The following is a 17,829-nucleotide window of genomic DNA, read 5'->3' as shown; positions in this document are numbered from 1 at the left end:
ATTTCTAGCGCAAGGCGTCGAACCGGCAGTGCCCTGCGCTTCGCTCCCAGGTGCTTGCCGCTTATCGCTTCAGCCCGGCAAGCGGCGAGTCCGGCGGATACGTCGGCGTGATCGGCTTCGGGGAACCGAGCATCACGCACATCAGCGCGTCCTCTTCGCCGATATTCACTTCCGTGCGATACACGCCCGGTGGCACCGAAATCAGATCGCGTTCGCCGAGCACCGATTCCCAAACCTCGCCGTCGCGTTCGCAGATCACTTTCATCTTGCCGCGCAGCACGAAGAAAATTTCTTCGACATCCATATGAATATGGCTCGGTCCGATATTGCCGGCCGGAATCACCATGGTTGAGAACGTGAAGCCGCCTGCGGGCACCGTGTTGACATCCTTTGCGACACCCGTGCCGCCCGTGCCGACATAGCGCATTTGCGCCCGGCGATACTTCGGGTCGTAGTCGGCCTGGAACTTCAGCGCGTCCCAGTCGTAACGACGGGTTTCAAGACGTGCAACGCGCGTGTCCATCCATTGCGCAAAACTGGCTTCCGCGGGTTGATCCCACGACTTACGTTCGAAATCGGTGTCCGCCATCTCTTTCTCCTTTCGGTCAAGACAAGATCAATTCATCACAAAGCCGCCGTTCACCGGCAGCAACTGGCCGGTCACGAAACGTGCGGCATCGGACAACAGGAACAGGACCGGCCCCGTCACATCGTCGGGAACCTGGGCGCGAGTCAACGCGCGGCCTTTCAGGTAATGCTCGTGACGCTCGGCCGGCACGTAGGCGGTGGCCTCGACTTCGGTCAGCCCCGGTGCGATCGCGTTGACCGTGATGCCGTCGACACCGAATTCACGCGCGAGCGAACGCGTCATCGCTATCACGGCGCCTTTGCTGGCGACATAAGCCAGCAGTTTCGGCGCGCCCCACAGCGCCGTATCGGAAGCGATATTGACGATGCTGCCGCGGCCCGAGTCGCGCAGATGCGGCAGCGCCGCGGCACTCATCAGCCACGTGCCGCGCACGTTGACGTTCATCACCGCATCCCACGTATCGACCGAGAGCTCGCCGGCAAACTTGCCGCCGGAGTTGGTGATCGCCGCGTTGTTGATGAGCGCATCGAGGCCGCCGAGCTGCTTCACCGCCTGGGCGACAAAGCTCTGGATGTTCGATGGATCAGCGAGATCCACGGGCAGAAAGTGCGCCGCGTGACCTTCGCTCTGCAGCGTCTCGGCGAGCACACGACCTTCGTCGTGCAACACATCGCCGAACACGATTTGCGCGCCGGCCTGCGCCAGCGAGCGCACAAACGCCGCGCCGAGACCGCGCGCCCCGCCCGTGACGATCACGCGCCGGCCGGTGAGTGCCGCGGGGGCGGCGTTGGCGTTATGCATGGCTATGCCCTGCTGTCGCGCTCGCCGTGGCGGTGGCCGCTTGCGCACGATGCACGGCAAGTGCATCGAAATCCTGCTGCGCGCGCTGCCGCAACATGCGACGCACGCGGGTCATACCGACGTCATGCTGATACAGGAATTCATGCTGGCGGGCATCCGGCGCCATGCTTTCGAGGACATAGCGGTCCTGTTCCAGCACCTCCCAATGAAGCCCTTCGAGGCGGTTGCGATACATGAAACGCCATGCGTCGCGCTGCCATCCCGACACCTTGCGCGTGCGCCAGAAGTACACCTGGCAGTTGCTTTCGTCGACGGGAACGGCAAAACCGATGATCCCGAAGTTGCCGCCCGGGCCGGCCTTTTTCCTGTAGGGAATCGCAAGGCGCATCCAGAGGCAACCGGTTTCGCCGAGTTCCACCCAGTCGAAATTGACGTCACGCTGGCCGACCTTCTCGAACATCAAGCCGGTTTCGGTCTTGCGCACGCGCATCTCGGCCTGCTTGTCGCCTTCGGCCATCGAGTGCGAGGTAGCGTGCAGATACGCGCCGTGCATCGGATCCATCACGTTGTCGATCGCGAACTGGTAGTTGCACTTCCAGTTCGACATGCACAGAAAGCTCGCGTACTCCTCGCTCACCAGTTCTTGCGGCAACACCAGTGGGGCGGGTTCCTTGTGGGCGTCATCGCCGAACCACAGGAAGATGGCGCCCGCATGTTCCTGCACGGGATACGATTTCACGCACTTCTGGCCTTCGAGCGGGCAGTTCGGCACGGCCGGGACTTTGGTGACCGTGCCGCCACCGTCGATTTCAATGCCGTGGTACCAGCACGCGATGCTGCCACCGAGATTCCAGCCCAATGACAGACGCGCGCCGCGGTGCGGGCAGCGGTCTTCAAGCGCGTGGACATGGCCTTCCTGATCGCGCCACAGGACGATCTGATCGCCGAGCCGCGTCAGGCCAATCGGCGCATTGCCGACTTGCCAGCTCGGTGCGACCGGATACCAGTAGTTGCGCAGGCCGAGGTCGAGGTAAGCCTGAAGCGGATCGGTCGTGCCGTGGTCTGTCGTATGGGGCGTAGTGGGGGACGTCATGGGAAGACTCCGGATGCGTGAGACGGGTTCGCTCGATGGTTCGGGGGCGCGTTATTCGGCGAGCAGGCGGAATTCGGCGGCGAGGCGTTCGGCGGTCCACGCCGCTCCATCCGGGGTCCGGAAGCCGACGCGGTTCAGGCCGGCAACGACTTCCTCCAGCTCCACGGCGCCTGCGTCGAACACTTTTTCAAGCGCGTCGCCGAAGTCGTTCTCGTATTGCGTCGGCTCGGCCTTGCGGGTCTGCCAAACGAGGTTTTGCGCTTCGCCCGGCCTTTCGATGACGCCCTTGCCGGCCACGTTGTTCGGCTGCGGCGCGAGCCACGGCTTCAGGGAGGGATTGAATTTCACGGCTTGCTCTCGCATGTCATTCCACCTTGATCTGGATTTCTTCACCGGCAAGACGGACCTCGTACACCTTCAGGTCGCGACCGCCTGGCTCTTTCAGGCACTTGCCAGTCGGGATATGGAACACGGCTTCGTGCAACGGGCATTCGACGGTATCGCCGTCGACAAAGCCCTGCGTCAGCAACGCGTATGCATGGGGGCAGACGTTCTCCAGCGCGTACAACTCGTCGCCCACCTTGTAGATGCCGATCTCGGTGCCACCGAACTCGAATTCGAGCGGCACGTCGTCGGACAGGTCACCGGCAGAGCCAGCGCAACGCCATTGTTCACTCATTGATTAGTCACCTTCTCACTTGGCCATTTTGTTCCTAATATGGAACAGCGATTCTTATGTGGATAATTATAGAAGCTGTTGGACTACGGAAAAATAAAAATCTAGGGGCACTAAGGGAAAACGCTAACGCTACCGCTAACCGGGTGATCCAGGCCGCTGGTGGCGGTTTCGCCTCGACGTGCCCTGTCGGGTAAACGCGACGCAGATCTTTTTTGAAATCGTTGCGACGAGGGCATTGTTTTCCATAGAATAATCATTGTTCTATATATGGAACAAAAAGACGAGAAAATGTGACGTGCAGCCAACGTCTGGTGGGCCAGCGGCGCGTTCTATGTGCCGGGAAATTGCCCCGATAAGTGAAGCGAAGCAAAGGTGCCGTGAATCAATAATCTGGAGAAAAGCAATGAAGTGCAAAATCATCGCGCTGGGGTTCGTGGCCTATTCGGCGGCGGCTTTTCCCCAAAGTAGTGTGACGCTGTATGGCGCTCTTGATGAAGGGGTTGACTACATCAACAACGTGAGTCACGTAGTGAACGGCGTGAAAGTGGGCTCGCCGCAATACGCGCTGGATTCCCTCGCCGGTCCGTGGGGCTCCAGATGGGGGATCAAGGGCACGGAGGATCTGGGTGGCGGCCTGCACACGATTTTCACCCTCGAATCGGGGATCAACGTGAATACCGGTGGGATGGCGCAAGGCGGCTTGTTGTTTGGCCGGCAGGCGTTCGTCGGTATCAGCCAGGAGCACTTCGGCACGGTTACGCTGGGCCGCCAGTACGACAGCGTCAACGATTACGTTTCGCAGTTCGGACCGCTCGATCCCTGGGGAAGCGGCGCGAATCACCCTGGCGACATGGACAACCTGACGCGCGATTACCGGCTGAACAATACACTCAAGTACGCGAGCCCTAACTGGGGCGGACTCACGTTCGGCGGAACCGTGACGGCAGGCGGCGTGGCGGGGGAGATCACGCAGAATAGTGGCTATACGCTCGGGGTGGAGTATACGCACGGCTACTTCTCCACTGGCGTTGCATACGAGTTCGAAAAGAATCCGTCGAGCGTTGGCGGCGTCCTGAATAATGGCGGCAGCGCGGTTACGCCGGCTAACTCACACGCATTCGGCTCGGTCAACGCAGGTTATCTCGCCACTGCCAATCCGGCCAGTTCGTGGCAGGACATCGTGGCGGGCGCATCCTATCTGTTCGGAAGGTACACGCTGGCCGGCACGTATTCGAACGTCCGCTACGGCAATATCGGCAGCCTTGGGGGCGCATCGGCCACGTTCAATATTTTCGACATCAATGGTCGCATCCAGATCAACCCGGCGCTGTTCGCCGGCCTGAGCTATAGCTACACGAAGGGCAACGCGGTCAAGGGTGATCTCGGCGACCAGGCGTACAACCAGTTCTCGATTATCGTGGACGAGTCGCTGTCGAAGAGAACGGACATCTACGCTGCGTGTACCTATCAGACGGCGAGCGGGACCAATTCGCTCGGTCAGTCGGCGGTGGCGAACGTGGATCAGTTCGGCGACTCGGCGACGAACCATCAGGTTTTGGTCCGCCTGGCGATCCGACAGATCTTCTGATTCGGGAGGCGGCCATTTCCTCGCATTGTTTTTTTAGGTGGTGCCATTGCTGATCGTGAGCGGACGACGGTTGCCGTCGTCCGCACCGGTCTGTCCCATAGGTCGCCGCTGGGTCGCGCTATCATGTTGGTTTCTAATATTGAGACCAGCAGATAACCGTGACTATCAAAAAGGACAAAACGGCCGGACGCGAACGTAGCCTGTCCGATCAGCCCAGCATCGCTCTCGAAAACTTCCCCGTTCGACAGGGGAATGAAGACTTGCTCGCTGACCTGAATTCCGACGGTGAAACGTCCTCTGCTTATCTGGTACCCGGCCTTGAGCGAGGCTTGCGAATTTTGTCTGAATTCTCCGCCCGCGAACCGGAGCTTGGCGCTCCTGAACTGTCCAAACGCATCGGCATACCGCGCACGACAACCTTTCGCCTGTTGCAAACCCTGGAGGCGCTCGGCTTTCTCGAGCGAGGAGCTAGCGATCGGCATTTCAAGCTTGGTGTCGCTGTACTACGGCTGGGGTTCGAATATCTCAACTCGTTGGAACTGACTGAAGTCGGCACACCCGTACTCGAACGGCTGCGAGATGCAACGGGCTTGAGTACGCATTTATTGATCCGCGACCAGCGCGAAGTGGTATTTGTCGCCAAGGCTCAGGCGCGTGAGCCCATGTTCAGTTCGGTGAAGGTACATGTCGGTACGCGCTTGCCGGCTCATGCAACCGTGCATGGTCAGATATTGCTGGGTGATCTGACGCGCGAGGAGTTAAGTCAACTGTATCCGGAGCGCAAGCTCGAAGGCTTCACGGATCAGACGCCGCCGACGGTCGACGAGTTGTACAAACGCATTCGCGAAGCCGCAGTACTTGGTTATGCAGTAAGCGAGGCGTCCTTCGAAAGAGGGATTTCAGTGGTTACGGCGCCGGTACGCGATCAAACGGGCAGCATCGTGGCGACGGTGACAGCGACGGTACCGCGCTCTGACCTGGGTAATCTGGCCGAGCGAGAGCCCTTGGTGATAGCCGTTTGTGGCGCAGCGATTGATGTATCGGTGCGACTCGGCTATCGCCTGAGCGTAGACGACCCCACGGTACGGCTGGCCCAGCGTGCCACTCTTACTTCACGCTGAGACTCCGAGCGACCTGCTCTGTCCTGCGCCGCCCCATCAACGACCTGCGAGCTGCTGCCGTCTGTAGCGCCGCGCAGCGACACCCAATAGTCCACGTCCAATAGTCCACGTTTTCTCGAGCGATTCCTTACGGTTCGGTTGACGTCGGTTCCCCGTTTTGCCAGAACAGATCATGCGTGCACACCGGTTTTGACGCAGTTGACACCGGGATTCTGGCATCTTATCCTTATTCCACTTAATAAACGCTAGTTCATATATGGAACAAATATCGTTTGTGAGTGCCTTTATGGCTTCGTTCCGCTCCCCAATCTTCGAGAAGGACTATTGTGAGAAAAATGACAATTGGCATGCATGTAAAGGCGAGATTGCGTGGATTCGGAGCAGTTTTTATTGCAATGATCTTGCTGGCCTCCATGGATGTTTGTACGGCCGCCCAGCCCGATCCGGTGAAGATCCGTTTGGGTTATGGCGTTGCAGTAGAAGAGCCGGTCTGGCTCGTTATTGCCAAGCCAGCGTTAGCGGTTCATCAAGGGCACGAATATTCTCTTCAGCCGAGCCGATTTTCCGGGGCCGACAAACGTATGCAAGCGTTCGCGGCCGGAGCGTTGGATGTCTCCACTGTCAGCGCCAATGCGGCGATTTTCGCTGCAGCGGAAGGGCTCGATTTCAAGATTATTGGCTCACTGTCGCGTGAAAGCGCCCGAGGCTTCGCTACCCAGTTCATGGTGCGCGCCGATTCGCCAATCAGGACGGCTGCGGATTTGAAGGGTAAGACGATCGGTATTAACGGTTTCAGCGGATCAGGCAATTTGTGGGTGGACGCTTATCTAAAGAACCACGGCATGAGCCAGGACGACGTGACGTTGGTCCCGGAGGATTTCGCGGCTCAGGGTGACGCGCTACGTTCCGGCAAGATCGATGCGGGTATGTTTCCGCAGCCGTTCGCCGCCTTGATGCAAAAGCAGGGCGGCGCACGTGTGCTATTTTCTTCGAAGGACGCCGTGCCGCAGGAAGAGGAACTGATGCTCATTGTTGCGCGTACCGATTTTCTTAAGGCGCATCCTGATGCTGTGAAGGCCTTTATGGCGGATGTTGTGAGCGCAACGACCTATTATGCGCAACACATGCAGCAGGCGCGCCAGGACATTCTCGACGCCAAGCTTGTACGCGTTGCCCCGGACGTTTATTTGCACATGACGGACTATTACCGGGATCCGACCTGTCGTCCGGATCTTGCGGAACTCGAGATGATGCAGGATGAGCAGGTCAAGGCAGGTTTTCAACAGAAGCGGGCCGATCTCAAGACACGCGTCGACGATGAGTATCTGCCTGCTCCGGGTAAAAGCTGAACGTGAAGCTGGCAACTGCCATTCATTGAAGTTCGATACGTATTAGTGAACCTATCTTTCGGTGCTTTTAGACTACTATGCCCGCCACATCCCCAGTTCTGCAGGTCCGTGATCTCGAGAAAGCTTTTACGCCTGGAGGCGCTAGTGTAATCAAGGGCCTTTCACTCGATATCAATGCGGGCGAATTCGTCAGTGTTGTGGGACCGTCCGGTTGCGGGAAGAGTACCTTCCTGCATATGGTTGGCGGCTTCGAGTCGATCACCGGGGGCACCATGACAATGCATGGCGTCCCGATCAATGCGCCCTCTCCGCGGCGGGGCATGATGTTTCAGGACTTCTCTTTATATCCATGGCTCACCGTGTTGCAAAATGTTTGCTGGCCGCTGGAAATGAAGAAAATTGAGAAGTCCGAACGAATTGAGCGTGCGCGACGTATTCTTGAGACGGTGAATTTGACCCGCTACGCCGACTTTTACCCAGCCCAGCTGTCAGGCGGCATGAAGCAGCGTGTGGCGCTGGCGAGGTTGCTGGCGCTCGATCCCGAGATGTTGTTGATGGACGAGCCATTCGGAGCCCTGGATGCTCAAATGCGCGAACTGCTTCAAGAGGAACTGCTGCAATTGTGGCTTCGTTTTTCGAGTGAAGGCGCGGGGCAGGCGCACCGAAAGACGGTGATGTTCGTGACACACGATCTCGACGAAGCGATTTTCCTGAGTACGCGAGTACTCGTGTTCGCTGCGCATCCTGGCCGTATCAAGGCCGACGTCGAGGTGCCCGCTGGGCCGGAACGTGATGCGAATTTCCGCAAGAGCGACGCTTACCATCGTACGCGTGATCACGTTTGGGACCTGTTGAGGGAGGAAGTGTTAAAGGTCCGGGCCCAGGAGGAATCGGCGTGAAGGGCATTTCAAGAGCTTCAACGCCGCTTGCGGCGACCGCCGTTACGCGGGCGAAGCATACGTCGACTGTGCGTCGGGGGCGCTTCGATTCAGTGCACGCCCTGCAGGGCGCGCTTTTGCCCATCGGCGTGGTGATTTTGTGGCAGTTGACTGCCTCGCTGGGCTATCTGCCCGAGTATCTGAGTTCGCCGTTGGCCGTATTTCTTGCATTCGACGAGATTATTCGGGATGGTGAACTGGCCACGGCAGTCGCGGCGAGTCTCTACCGTGGGTTTGTCGGATTCGCGCTTGGATCCGTTGACGGCGTGCTAATAGGATTGGCAGCGGGGCTTTGGAAGCCGGTTCGGAATTTTTTCGATCCCGTTGTGGCGTTTTTTAATCCAATTCCCAAGATCGCTTTTTTGCCGGTTTTTCTGCTGCTATTAGGGCTTGGTCATGGCCTTATGATTGCAATCGTAGCGCTTTCCGTGTTTTTCCCCTCGTTTCTGGCTTCTCGCGACGCCGTTGCATCGATTAACCCAAACTACGTCTGGTCGGCGCAAAACATGGGTGCATCACGCGTCACGATATTTTTTCGCGTGATCCTTCCTGCAACGGCACCGCAGGTGTTCGTTGGTCTTCGAATTGGTTTGTCGATGACGTTCGTGATGCTATTTGCTTCGGAGTTGATCAGCGCTCAGTCGGGCTTGGGATGGCTCATTGAGCAGGGAGAAAATGCCGCTCGCTATGATCTGATGTTAGCCGGCATCGTCGCTTTTGCGGTGCTCGGCTTCATTTCAGATCGAATTTTGCTGCTGGTACGTGCGAGAGTGTTGCGTGGTCAAACGGTCGGCACATTGGAGCTACAACGGCCATGAACCGTACAATGTCGATGGTAGGAAAATGGTATTCGTTGCCACTGCTGTTCGTGATATGGCAACTGTGCGTGAGTACGGGGATTGTCGTTTCGCAACTGGTGCCGAGTCTTCTGAAGATCGCAGACGCATTTGTGCACGACATGATTAATGGAGTCCTGTTACATGCCGCGATGATCACGATGGGACGTGCTCTTGCGGGATTTATGCTTGCGCTACTAGTGGGCGTTCCATTAGCGACTGTAATGGTCCGATCGAAGTGGTGTTCGAGGTTACTCGAGCCCACGTTCTTTGCCGGTTATCCCGTTCCGAAGATTGCATTGTTCCCGGTTTTCACCTTTATCTTTGGTATTGGAACGCCGTCAAAAATAGCGTTTACCTTTCTGGAGGCGCTGTATCCCATCGTCATTACCACATACGTGGGTATGCGAGGGATCCAGGAGCGTTGGCTGTGGACGGGCAGAAACCTCGGAGCTTCGCCCGCACAATTGCTCCGTCGGGTCATCTTCCCTGCGGCATTACCATCCATTTTCGCGGGCATTCGAATCGCACTGCCTGTTGCGATTACGGTGGTGGTGGTAACTGAGATGATCGGCGACAGTAGTGGATTGGGTTATTACGTGACTATTTTCAGTACGCGCTTTCAATATCAAAATGTCTATGCTGGCTTGCTAATGGTTGGTCTGTGCGGTTTTCTGTTAGACCGATTGCTCGTTTGGGCGCGGCACGTCTGCGTGTACTGGGAGAGGGGGCGACGCTGAAGAGCGTCTGGTTGTTGATTTGCACGGAATCCTGACCCACCCTACGCAGTAATTTGCATCGCCGTTTGGCCATGTGGACATATTCGAGGCCCGATGGATTGAGCCTGCCAGCCAGAGCTGTCTTTGAGAAACCACGCTTGCGCGAGACGGGTAGCTCACGGATGTCCACGACGGTCCCGATGTTGTACTCGGCGAGCATCGACACAAACGTGTCGATATTCAGATCTTCGTAGCCTATGGCGAAAACAGTCATCGGCGAACCTCTCAACGCGGTTGTGTGTGCAGGAATCGAGTGGTTGGCGCGGTGACAGCGTAGCTGATCTGATGCTGATCCACTTCTCGGCTGACTCGTGTGTTTTTGGAGCCACGCGTGTGACAGCATCATTTCTTCCCAAAGGGCGGGATTGATCGATATGGATTGATGCTGACTCAAAATGCCTACACCGCGCCTACACGAACCCCAGAAAGCAAAAAGCCCAGCCATGTAGGCCGGGCTAAGTGCTTGAATTGTTTGGTGCCCCCTGTCTGATTCGAACAGACCACCTCATGATTACAAGTCAAGTGCTCTACCAAATGAGCTAAGGGGGCGAAAGCAGCGCGCCATTATAAGCCAAGACGAAGCGAACGGCTACCCGGCGAGCGACACCCGCAGTCCCATCCGTTACCATACAGGTCTATTCGATATCCCTGTCATATCGGATCCCCCACCTTGCTCAATGAACCAACACCCCTCGCAGCATCCTACGCAACCTCCCACCATTACGTGGCCTGAAGCAGACGGCCCGCGTACCGCCCGCTGGCGCTCGGAAGCGGCCGTGCCGCCGCCCAAACGCGTCGTCGTGGCCGATGATCGCACCACCGCCGACACCGCCTACCGTCTCGCCTGCGAAGGCACGGCGCTCCTGTGGCAAGGCGATTTCCAGAATGCCCGTCAGCTTTTGCAGGCGGTCACGCGCCGTGTCGAGCGCAAGCCGCGCAAGCAGGCCGAGACGCTGATCGACGCCTTCAATTTTCATCGGCAGACGCAGTCGCAGCGGGCGCGCACGCTGGGCATGATCCTGATTCCGCTCGACGCCGCCTACGCCATCCCGCTGCGTCGCGCGCCGGAAGTGGCGCAGGCCTGCACGGAAACCTACGGGCCGCCGACAGACGAGCCGTCGGTGGTGTCGTTGCGTGAGCTGCTCGGTCTGATCGGCGCGCATGAATGGCGTAAGAAGGGCGTCGAGATTCCCACGCTCGGCGAGCGGATTCATCCGCACTACGGGGTGTTTTCGCCGGTGCGGGGCGAATACGTGGATCTGGTGGCGCGCACGCCGTTGCCGTCGCTGAACAAGGCGTTCGATATCGGCACCGGTACGGGCGTGCTCGCCGCCTTGCTGGCCAAACGCGGCGTGAAGAAGATCGTCGCCACGGATCAGGACCCGCGCGCGCTCGCCTGTGCGCGCGAGAATCTGGCGCGGCTCGGCTACGCGCAGCAGGTCGACGTGATCGAGGCCGATCTGTTCCCCGAAGGCCGAGCGCCGCTCGTGGTCTGCAATCCGCCGTGGTTGCCGGCGCGGCCCGCCTCGCCGATCGAGTACGCCATCTACGATATGGACAGCCGTATGCTGCTCGGCTTCCTGGATGGCCTCGCGGACCATCTCTCGCCCGGTGGCGAGGGCTGGCTGATTCTGTCGGACTTCGCCGAGCATCTCGGTCTGCGCAGCCGCGAGTTTTTGCTGGCGGCTATCGAGAAGGCGGGGCTTACCGTCGTCGGCCGGGAAGATATCAAACCGCGCCATCCGAAGTCGACGGATGAGAGCGATCCGCTGCATGCGGCGCGGGTGGCCGAGGTGACGTCGTTGTGGCGGTTGAAGGCGCGATAGGACGCTGATTTTTAAGAGGCGCAGTGGGTCTGAATCAATCTTTCAGCCTGGATTGGATCGGCCCTTTCAGCCTTCTCAGCCTTTCAGCCCCGCCAGATAATCCAGCGCCCCGCGTCCCGCCGCCCGTCCGCTCGCAAAGCAGGCTGTCAGCAGATAGCCGCCGGTCGGCGCTTCCCAGTCGAGCATCTCGCCGGCGCAAAACACGCCCGGCAGACGCGCGATCATCAAACGCGAATCCAGCGCTTCGAACGGCACGCCGCCCGCGCTGCTGATGGCCTCTTCAATCGGCCGTGGACGCACGAGCTTGAGCGGCAGCGCCTTGATCGTGTGGGCGAGGCGCGTCGTGTCGGCAAATTCCTCTTTCGACAACACCTCGTGCAGCAAGCCGAGCTTGACGCCGGCGAGGCCGATACGCCCTTGCAGATGACTCGACATCGACCGGGAGCCGCGCGGCCGCGTGACTTCGTCCAGCACGCGCTGCTCGCTCAGTCCGGGCAGCAGATCGAGGGTGATCGTCACCTCGCCGTCGCCGCCTTCGGCCTGTAGCCGTTCGCGGATCGGCGCCGAGAGCGCGTACACCAGACTTCCTTCGATGCCCGTCTCGGTGACGACGAACTCGCCTTGCCGATGCTGCACGCCACCGTCGATGCCGGACAGCGTGATGGCGACCGGTTTCACCGGCTGTCCGGCAAAGCGCGCGCGGAAATACTCGCTCCAGTTCGCGTCGAAGCCGCAGTTCGACGGACGCAGCGGCTCGACCGCTACGCCGCGTTCGCTCATCAGCGCAACCCACGCGGCGTCCGAGCCGAGGCGCGGCCAGCTCGCGCCACCGAGCGCGAACACGACGGCGTCGGCGCGCACGTCCTGCTCGCCGGTTGGCGTCATGAAGCGGAGTGCGGGAGGGGCGTCAAGCGCGTCAGGCGCGGCGGCGTCGGACGTGCTCCAGCCTATCCACTTATGCCGCATGTGAAACCGCACGCCCGCCGCTTTCAGACGATGCAGCCAGGCGCGCAGCATTGGCGCCGCTTTCATGTCGGTGGGGAATACACGGCCTGAACTGCCCACGAAGGTTTCGACGCCGAGCTCCGTGAGCCATGCGCGCAGGGCGTCCGGGCCGAATGCATCGAGTAGCGGCGCGATCTGCGGCTGTCTCGCGCCGTAACGGGCGAGAAACGGCTCGGGCGGCTCCGAGTGCGTGATGTTCATGCCACCTTTGCCCGCCATCAGAAATTTGCGTCCGACCGACGGCATGGCGTCGTACACGTCGACCCGCACGCCGCCCTGGGCCAGCGCCTCGGCGGCCATCAGTCCGGCAGGGCCGCCGCCGATGACGGCGACGCAGGCGGAATCGAACGAGTTGGGTGGCGTATGCATGCGGATGAGGGCGCGGTGACGGAGACAAAAGCGTGAAAAAGCGGCGGCGCGGCTAGCTCGACACGGCTGGCGACGCAAAGCCCGCTATTGTCACACCGCGCGCGGGCCGGCGGTAAACCGCTGGATCAAACCTTTAGTCAAACCGCCGGGGCGAGCCGCCGGAGCAAACCGGTGGATCAACGTCAAGCGCCCGCAGTCACGTCCCTAGCCAAGCCCGCACCCACGCATCCAGTCAAACCACCGAATGCGCCGCGTCGCCCTCATGGCTTCGTCCCGGCTTGGCCGGCAAAGGCTCGATCTTGCCGACGATCAGGAGATAGCTGAACGCCCCGAGAAAGCAGAACCCGCCGGCAACCACCAGCGGAATCGTGAACGACCCCTTGGTCAGCGCGACCATCACCCCCGTAAAAGTGGTAATGACGATCCCCGCCAGATTCGACGCGAAGTTCTGGATGCCGCTGATCGACGCCACGTGATCGGGCGTGGGCGCGACGTCGGCGGGCAGCGACCAGATGCTCGCGGCGGCGAACGCGAGGCTGCCGTAGGAGATGCCGAAAAACGCCAGCATCAGATACATGTCCGAGGTGAATGCGGACAAGGTGATCACCGACGACATCAGCATGCCGCCCACCATGCAGGTCTTGCGCGACGCGGTCAGGCTCCAGCCGTGCCGGTACAGCGCGTCGGAGACGAGACCGCCTACCCAGCCGCCGGGAATCGACATCAGCGCCGGAATCATCCCGAGCGTGCCGAGCGACTTGAGCGAGAAGCCACGCGTTTGCACGAGATAACTCGGAAACCAGGTGATGAAGAAGTAGATCACGAAGTTCAGGCAGAAGAAGCCGAGCATCATGCCCCACAGCGTGCGGTGACGGAACAGCGAAGCCCATGTCGCGCGCGGCTCGCCGGAGCGGGTTTGGCGCTGCGGCGCGACGTCCTCGGGGCCGGTCATGTCGCCGTGCGCGGGGCTGCGGTAGATCGCGAGCCAGCCGACGATCCACACCACGCCGAGCAGACCGGTGATGACAAACGACGCCTTCCAGCCCGCCGCGCTGATGATCAGCGCGACCACCGGAATCGACAGCGCCGAGCCGACCCGCGAACCGCTATCGAAGATGCTGGTGGCAATCGCGCGCTGCGCCGGCCTGAACCATTGCGCGACCAGTTTCGCGCAGGACGGATAAGCGCCCGCCTCGCCGATGCCGAGCATCAGGCGGCAGCCGAACATCGCGCCGACGCTGCCCGCCACCGACGTTGCGGCGGTGAACAACGACCACCAGCCGACTGCCAGAGGCAGCGCGATACGCGCGCCCACCCGGTCGACGAACCAGCCGAACGGCATCTGCATGAAGGCATAGGTCCAGAAAAAGCCGCTCAGGATGAGGCCCATTTGCGCGGGGCCGATGCCGAGTGCTTTTTCGATCTGCGGCGCGGCGACGGCCAGATTGGCCCGGTCGACGTAGTTGACTGCAATGGCCAGAAAGCACAGAAAAATTACGACCCAACGCATTTTTCGCATGACGACGTCTCCTCCGTGAGCGGCATCCGTGTGGACGCCGCGATCCGCTGCGGCGATGCCGGGCGGGTGGGGGTATGGGTGTCTGTCCTGTGCGTCCCGCTCTACCGGCGAGATTGCCTTATGTGCATGCTTATATCGGCCAGACCCGTTGCCGATGATAGGAGGGCGCCGCCATCACGGTCAAGCCGGATTGCGGGCGGAAGGGAGCTATTTGCAGGGAGATGACTGCGGGTAAACCATTGAAGGCGCCATTGAAAGCGCCGCGCGCTACGATGCGCGCGGCCGTGCGGCTGGATCTTTCTGACCTGTCAGGCTTCCGGGCCTGCGCGCTCAGCCCGGATATTCCTCGTCGACCTTGAGTCCGGCGAGCTTGAAGATCACCCGCAGCGTCTGCGGCTTGATATCGCGCCGTGACGCCAGCGTCGTCATCACGAAATCGAGAACTTTTGCGTATTTCAGCATGATCAGACAGGTTTCCAGATCCACGCTGCCGTCGCGCATCAGTTCGGCGAGGCGCAGCATCTCCACGGAGATGTCGCGCGCCATTTCCAGTTCGATCTGCTGCTTTTCTGTCCAGGCAGGGGTCGCCGTCAACTTGGTCAACAGTTCCTGGAACTTCTGTTCGGCGTTGCCGTTGGGTATCGTATCCATTGCCGCCTCATCTTTTCCGAGCGCGCTTCCGTTATGATCGCGGCGCACTGCAGGTTACGTAACGTTCGGGCCGGTGTTCCGGTCCGACCTCCCCACACGCATGCAGTTCGCCAGAACGAGCTGACGGAACCGGCCGCGTGTCTTTGTTCTTCATGCCGCCTGCCGTAGGGCTGGGCTGCATGCGTCGCTCGCTGCGCATTTCACGTCTGTTTTTGCCTCGTTCCGCACCCTTTTCAGAGCAGGAAGTGTTCCAGGAAAAACGCAATTTGCGCATCGTCGGCGGCAAGCAATCGGTGGGTGTGCCGCGCTTTGGGTAAACTGGCAGCAACTTTCCTCTTTTTCCGTCACCTGTCGCACGTTCGCCGTGCAATCGATGGCGGTCGGCACGATGTCCAGCAAAACTCACGAAATTCGCCCCAATCAATCCGTCGAACTGCTTAAGGAACTGCACATCCTGACGCGCGACGGCAAAATGAATCAGGACAGCCGTCGCAAGCTGAAGCAGGTCTATCACCTGTTCCAGTTCATCGAGCCGCTGCTGAAAGATCTGAAGGAAACCTCAGGTGAACTGACCCTCGTCGATCACGGCGCGGGCAAGTCGTATCTTGGTTTTATCCTGTATGACCTGTTTTTCAAGGAGCAACAGGATAATTCGCACATCTACGGTATCGAGACGCGCGAAGAACTGGTGGCGAGTTCCGAGGCGCTGGCGGCGCGGCTCGGCTTCAAGGGGATGTCGTTTCTGAATTTGTCGGTGGCGGATTCGATCACTTCGGACCGCTTACCGGCCAATATCGATATCGTCACCGCGCTGCACGCGTGCAATACCGCCACCGACGACGCGATCCGCTTCGCGCTGGAGAAACATGCGAAGTACATCGTGGTGGTGCCGTGCTGTCAGGCCGAGGTAGCCGGCGTGCTGCGTCAGAACAAGAGCAAGTCGCTCGGCAATGCGTTGACGGAAATCTGGCGTCATCCGTTGCATACACGCGAATTCGGCAGCCAGATCACCAATGTCTTGCGCTGTTTGCAACTCGAGGCGCACGGCTATCAGGTCAGCGTGACCGAGCTGGTGGGCTGGGAGCATTCGATGAAAAACGAGCTCATCATCGCCCAGTACAAGGACTTGCCGCGCCGCCGTCCCGCCGAGCGGCTCAACGAGGTGATGGAGACGCTCGGCCTCGCGGAGTTGCGCGAGCGGTTTTTTGTCGAGGCTTGAGACGTAGCCGCTTATTCCTCAGCCGCCTCGCTCATCCACTTTTCCCAGCCGGCCAACCCCAGCCGGCGCAGCGTTTCCTGATTGCGTTCGTAAATCTCGGCGGCGTCGGGAAACGCGTCCACGGCGCGCTCGATACTCGCTTCGCGCAGCAAATGCAGGATCGGATACGGGGCCCGATTCGTGTAGTTCTCGATATCGTCCGCTTCCGTGCCTTCGAACTGATATTGCGGGTGAAAGCTCGCAATTTGCAGTTCGCCTTCCAGGCGCAATTGCCTGAGCATCCGCTCGGCGAAAAACAGGCAATCGTTGTATTCGGTGAATTCGGCGAGCGCGTGCGGCAGGATCAGCAGCGTGGTGTCCAGTTCGGCGGGACCGGCTTGCGCCAGCGTCTGTAATTCGGTTTCGAGATCCATCAGGACACCTTCCAGATCCGTCGCTTCGCTGACCGCATAGCGGATCTGGTTCTTCACGTGCACGGCCTTGGCGAACGGGCAGAGGTTCAGACCAATGACCGCGCGGGTCAGCCAGTGGCGGGTGGCGGCAAGAATGGCGGCGTGGGATTCGGCGGACGGCGGCATGGCGGGGCAGGATGCTGAAAACGCCATTTTACCGGCGGCAGAGGGGGGAGCCGCTCATGCCTCGGTTTAAGAGATGCCGTTGGCGCCGGTCCTGGCTTCGGCTTCGGCTTCAGTTTCAGTCTCAGCTTCGGTCGCAGGACACGCCGCCGCAATCAACTGCGCCGCCACGCGAGGCGCGGCCCGAACCGGCCCGCAGCCCGGGCCGTAGGTCTGGCTTGCCGCGTACACCCCCTCGATCAGCAGGCCGAGTGCATCGGCCAGTGCCGCCGGATCGGCGGCGCCGGCTGCGGTGGTGAGCTCGGTGAGACGCGCCATCAGGCGCGTCTTGTTGTCGGTGACGAAACGCCGCGCCGCATGGGATGTATCCGGAAATTCGACCGCCACATTCATGAACGGACACCCGCGATAGCCCTCGTCCGACGCGCGCCCGGCGAGGTCTTCGAAATACTGTACAAGCTGTCTGGCCGGCTGGCCGGGATGTTTGGCAAAGCTCTTTTCGACGTAGCCGAAGAAGTTGCTGTCCTTGCGCGCCAGGTAAGCCAGCACCAGATCGTCCTTCGACGAAAACTGGCGGTACAGGCTCATCTTGTTGACGCCCGCCCGCTCGACGACGGCGTCGACTCCCACCACCCGCACCCCTTCCTCGTAAAATAACTCGCCCGCGGCCCGCAGAAGCTGCTCCTGCGCCTGCGGCCCGGTGATCTGCGAGCGGCCGCGGCGAGCCGCCTTGGCCGGCGCGGCGGTTGCGTGCTCTGACATGGTGATGGCCCCACGGTTTGTAGCTGATGACTTGACATGTTACCGAGCGGTAACTAGCATCGCAACACCATTGTGACTGATCTGTCACAAGTCCTTTACGAAAGCAGTAACAAACAGGCGCGGCGGCGGC

At 60.2% G+C, this 17,829-nt stretch carries 19 protein-coding genes, 1 tRNA gene and 1 pseudogene; 9 read left to right on the top strand and 12 right to left on the bottom strand.

The annotated features are described in order from the left end of the window. Positions 1–61: 61 nt before the first annotated feature. Genes FQ755_RS03560 through FQ755_RS03540 form a run of 5 tightly spaced genes read right to left on the bottom strand, consistent with a single transcriptional unit; the run spans position 62 to position 3,162 of the window. Complete coding sequence (locus FQ755_RS03560; RefSeq protein ID WP_144151062.1) at positions 62–589, bottom strand: cupin domain-containing protein; 528 nt, start codon at positions 587–589, stop codon at positions 62–64. A 27-nt stretch (positions 590–616) separates the two neighbouring features. After that, positions 617–1,390, bottom strand: coding sequence for an SDR family oxidoreductase (locus FQ755_RS03555; protein ID WP_144151060.1), 774 nt, complete (start codon positions 1,388–1,390; stop codon positions 617–619). Further along, complete coding sequence (locus FQ755_RS03550; protein WP_144151058.1) at positions 1,383–2,483, bottom strand: aromatic ring-hydroxylating oxygenase subunit alpha; 1,101 nt, start codon at positions 2,481–2,483, stop codon at positions 1,383–1,385. Before FQ755_RS03550 ends, FQ755_RS03555 begins: the two co-directional genes overlap by 8 nt. Positions 2,484–2,534: 51 nt before the next feature. After that, on the bottom strand, positions 2,535–2,846 hold the full coding sequence (locus tag FQ755_RS03545; protein ID WP_144151056.1) for a recombinase-like helix-turn-helix domain-containing protein: 312 nt from the start codon (positions 2,844–2,846) through the stop codon (positions 2,535–2,537). Between the two features lies 1 nt (position 2,847). Beyond that, positions 2,848–3,162, bottom strand: a complete 315-nt coding sequence (locus FQ755_RS03540; RefSeq protein WP_144151054.1) for a non-heme iron oxygenase ferredoxin subunit — start codon at positions 3,160–3,162, stop codon at positions 2,848–2,850. 403 nt (positions 3,163–3,565) lie between these two features. Here FQ755_RS03540 and FQ755_RS03535 point away from each other — a divergent pair, with 403 nt between their 5' ends. The 6 genes from FQ755_RS03535 to FQ755_RS37950 all read left to right on the top strand — a co-directional run bounded on the left by FQ755_RS03535 (position 3,566) and on the right by FQ755_RS37950 (position 9,734). Continuing rightward, positions 3,566–4,750 (top strand): porin, encoded by a 1,185-nt coding sequence (locus tag FQ755_RS03535; protein ID WP_144151052.1) that lies wholly within the window; start codon positions 3,566–3,568, stop codon positions 4,748–4,750. Between the two features lie 260 nt (positions 4,751–5,010). Beyond that, positions 5,011–5,871 (top strand): IclR family transcriptional regulator, encoded by an 861-nt coding sequence (locus FQ755_RS03530; protein WP_260858287.1) that lies wholly within the window; start codon positions 5,011–5,013, stop codon positions 5,869–5,871. 335 nt (positions 5,872–6,206) lie between these two features. Continuing rightward, the gene (locus FQ755_RS03525; RefSeq protein ID WP_144151050.1) at positions 6,207–7,220 is read left to right on the top strand and encodes an ABC transporter substrate-binding protein; all 1,014 of its coding nucleotides are present in this window, start codon (positions 6,207–6,209) and stop codon (positions 7,218–7,220) included. 77 nt (positions 7,221–7,297) lie between these two features. Then, complete coding sequence (locus FQ755_RS03520) at positions 7,298–8,119, top strand: ABC transporter ATP-binding protein (RefSeq protein WP_144151048.1); 822 nt, start codon at positions 7,298–7,300, stop codon at positions 8,117–8,119. Beyond that, entirely contained in the window at positions 8,116–8,976 is an 861-nt protein-coding gene (locus FQ755_RS03515; protein WP_186308407.1) for an ABC transporter permease, read from the top strand. The genes FQ755_RS03520 and FQ755_RS03515 overlap by 4 nt, the downstream gene beginning before the upstream one ends. Next, the gene (locus FQ755_RS37950) at positions 8,973–9,734 is read left to right on the top strand and encodes an ABC transporter permease (protein ID WP_144151044.1); all 762 of its coding nucleotides are present in this window, start codon (positions 8,973–8,975) and stop codon (positions 9,732–9,734) included. Before FQ755_RS03515 ends, FQ755_RS37950 begins: the two co-directional genes overlap by 4 nt. Positions 9,735–9,813: 79 nt before the next feature. On the opposite strand, the pseudogene FQ755_RS37945 reads toward FQ755_RS37950, so the two are convergent. Further along, a pseudogene (locus FQ755_RS37945) lies at positions 9,814–9,987 on the bottom strand (DUF488 family protein); the annotation flags it as partial. 259 nt (positions 9,988–10,246) lie between these two features. Beyond that, positions 10,247–10,322, bottom strand: a tRNA-Thr gene (locus tag FQ755_RS03500). Positions 10,323–10,450: 128 nt separating this feature from the next. Between FQ755_RS03500 and FQ755_RS03495 the strand changes: the two genes are divergently transcribed. Continuing rightward, positions 10,451–11,599 carry a methyltransferase gene (locus tag FQ755_RS03495; protein WP_144151040.1) on the top strand — a complete coding sequence of 383 codons (1,149 nt, stop codon included), beginning with the start codon at positions 10,451–10,453 and terminating at the stop codon, positions 11,597–11,599. Positions 11,600–11,674: 75 nt separating this feature from the next. Here the strand turns inward: FQ755_RS03495 and FQ755_RS03490 are convergent, their stop codons facing one another. From FQ755_RS03490 to FQ755_RS03480, 3 genes are all read right to left on the bottom strand, one after another. Then, positions 11,675–12,973, bottom strand: a complete 1,299-nt coding sequence (locus tag FQ755_RS03490) for a TIGR03862 family flavoprotein (protein WP_144151038.1) — start codon at positions 12,971–12,973, stop codon at positions 11,675–11,677. Between the two features lie 232 nt (positions 12,974–13,205). After that, positions 13,206–14,492 carry an MFS transporter gene (locus FQ755_RS03485; RefSeq protein WP_144151036.1) on the bottom strand — a complete coding sequence of 429 codons (1,287 nt, stop codon included), beginning with the start codon at positions 14,490–14,492 and terminating at the stop codon, positions 13,206–13,208. A 330-nt stretch (positions 14,493–14,822) separates the two neighbouring features. Further along, a complete protein-coding gene (locus FQ755_RS03480; RefSeq protein WP_144151034.1) occupies positions 14,823–15,143 on the bottom strand; it encodes a DNA-binding protein in 321 nt (106 codons plus the stop codon). 179 nt (positions 15,144–15,322) lie between these two features. On the opposite strand from FQ755_RS03480, the gene FQ755_RS37130 reads away from it, so the two are divergent. Both FQ755_RS37130 and FQ755_RS03475 read left to right on the top strand, forming a co-directional pair. Then, positions 15,323–15,460, top strand: coding sequence for a hypothetical protein (locus FQ755_RS37130; RefSeq protein ID WP_186308406.1), 138 nt, complete (start codon positions 15,323–15,325; stop codon positions 15,458–15,460). 71 nt (positions 15,461–15,531) lie between these two features. Then, complete coding sequence (locus tag FQ755_RS03475; RefSeq protein WP_144151032.1) at positions 15,532–16,362, top strand: class I SAM-dependent methyltransferase; 831 nt, start codon at positions 15,532–15,534, stop codon at positions 16,360–16,362. Positions 16,363–16,373: 11 nt separating this feature from the next. Here FQ755_RS03475 and FQ755_RS03470 read toward each other — a convergent pair whose 3' ends face one another. Both FQ755_RS03470 and FQ755_RS03465 read right to left on the bottom strand, forming a co-directional pair. Further along, entirely contained in the window at positions 16,374–16,940 is a 567-nt protein-coding gene (locus FQ755_RS03470; RefSeq protein WP_144151223.1) for a DUF1415 domain-containing protein, read from the bottom strand. A gap of 66 nt (positions 16,941–17,006) precedes the next feature. Continuing rightward, positions 17,007–17,699 carry a TetR/AcrR family transcriptional regulator gene (locus FQ755_RS03465; RefSeq protein WP_144151031.1) on the bottom strand — a complete coding sequence of 231 codons (693 nt, stop codon included), beginning with the start codon at positions 17,697–17,699 and terminating at the stop codon, positions 17,007–17,009. Between the last annotated feature and the right edge of the window lie 130 nt (positions 17,700–17,829).

The sequence above is a fragment of the Paraburkholderia sp. BCC1885 genome (genome assembly GCF_900996235.1).
In the GTDB taxonomy this organism is placed as follows: domain Bacteria; phylum Pseudomonadota; class Gammaproteobacteria; order Burkholderiales; family Burkholderiaceae; genus Paraburkholderia.
The sequence above is the reverse complement of the archived record's forward strand: the minus strand, read 5'-3'. Positions and strand labels throughout refer to the sequence as shown.

Bases quoted from the DNA above. Each gene is read 5' to 3' on its own strand.
- FQ755_RS03485 (WP_144151036.1), bottom strand. From the start codon at position 14,492: ATGCGAAAAATGCGTTGGGTCGTAATTTTTCTGTGCTTTCTGGCCATT.
- FQ755_RS03550 (WP_144151058.1), bottom strand. From the start codon at position 2,483: ATGACGTCCCCCACTACGCCCCATACGACAGACCACGGCACGACCGAT.
- FQ755_RS37130 (WP_186308406.1), top strand. From the start codon at position 15,323: ATGCGTCGCTCGCTGCGCATTTCACGTCTGTTTTTGCCTCGTTCCGCA.
- FQ755_RS03555 (WP_144151060.1), bottom strand. From the start codon at position 1,390: ATGCATAACGCCAACGCCGCCCCCGCGGCACTCACCGGCCGGCGCGTG.
- FQ755_RS03520 (WP_144151048.1), top strand. From the start codon at position 7,298: ATGCCCGCCACATCCCCAGTTCTGCAGGTCCGTGATCTCGAGAAAGCT.
- FQ755_RS03490 (WP_144151038.1), bottom strand. From the start codon at position 12,973: ATGCATACGCCACCCAACTCGTTCGATTCCGCCTGCGTCGCCGTCATC.
- FQ755_RS03525 (WP_144151050.1), top strand. From the start codon at position 6,207: ATGACAATTGGCATGCATGTAAAGGCGAGATTGCGTGGATTCGGAGCA.
- FQ755_RS03540 (WP_144151054.1), bottom strand. From the start codon at position 3,162: ATGAGTGAACAATGGCGTTGCGCTGGCTCTGCCGGTGACCTGTCCGAC.
- FQ755_RS03560 (WP_144151062.1), bottom strand. From the start codon at position 589: ATGGCGGACACCGATTTCGAACGTAAGTCGTGGGATCAACCCGCGGAA.
- FQ755_RS03475 (WP_144151032.1), top strand. From the start codon at position 15,532: ATGTCCAGCAAAACTCACGAAATTCGCCCCAATCAATCCGTCGAACTG.
- FQ755_RS03535 (WP_144151052.1), top strand. From the start codon at position 3,566: ATGAAGTGCAAAATCATCGCGCTGGGGTTCGTGGCCTATTCGGCGGCG.
- FQ755_RS03480 (WP_144151034.1), bottom strand. From the start codon at position 15,143: ATGGATACGATACCCAACGGCAACGCCGAACAGAAGTTCCAGGAACTG.
- FQ755_RS37950 (WP_144151044.1), top strand. From the start codon at position 8,973: ATGAACCGTACAATGTCGATGGTAGGAAAATGGTATTCGTTGCCACTG.
- FQ755_RS03545 (WP_144151056.1), bottom strand. From the start codon at position 2,846: ATGCGAGAGCAAGCCGTGAAATTCAATCCCTCCCTGAAGCCGTGGCTC.
- FQ755_RS03495 (WP_144151040.1), top strand. From the start codon at position 10,451: ATGAACCAACACCCCTCGCAGCATCCTACGCAACCTCCCACCATTACG.
- FQ755_RS03465 (WP_144151031.1), bottom strand. From the start codon at position 17,699: ATGTCAGAGCACGCAACCGCCGCGCCGGCCAAGGCGGCTCGCCGCGGC.
- FQ755_RS03470 (WP_144151223.1), bottom strand. From the start codon at position 16,940: ATGCCGCCGTCCGCCGAATCCCACGCCGCCATTCTTGCCGCCACCCGC.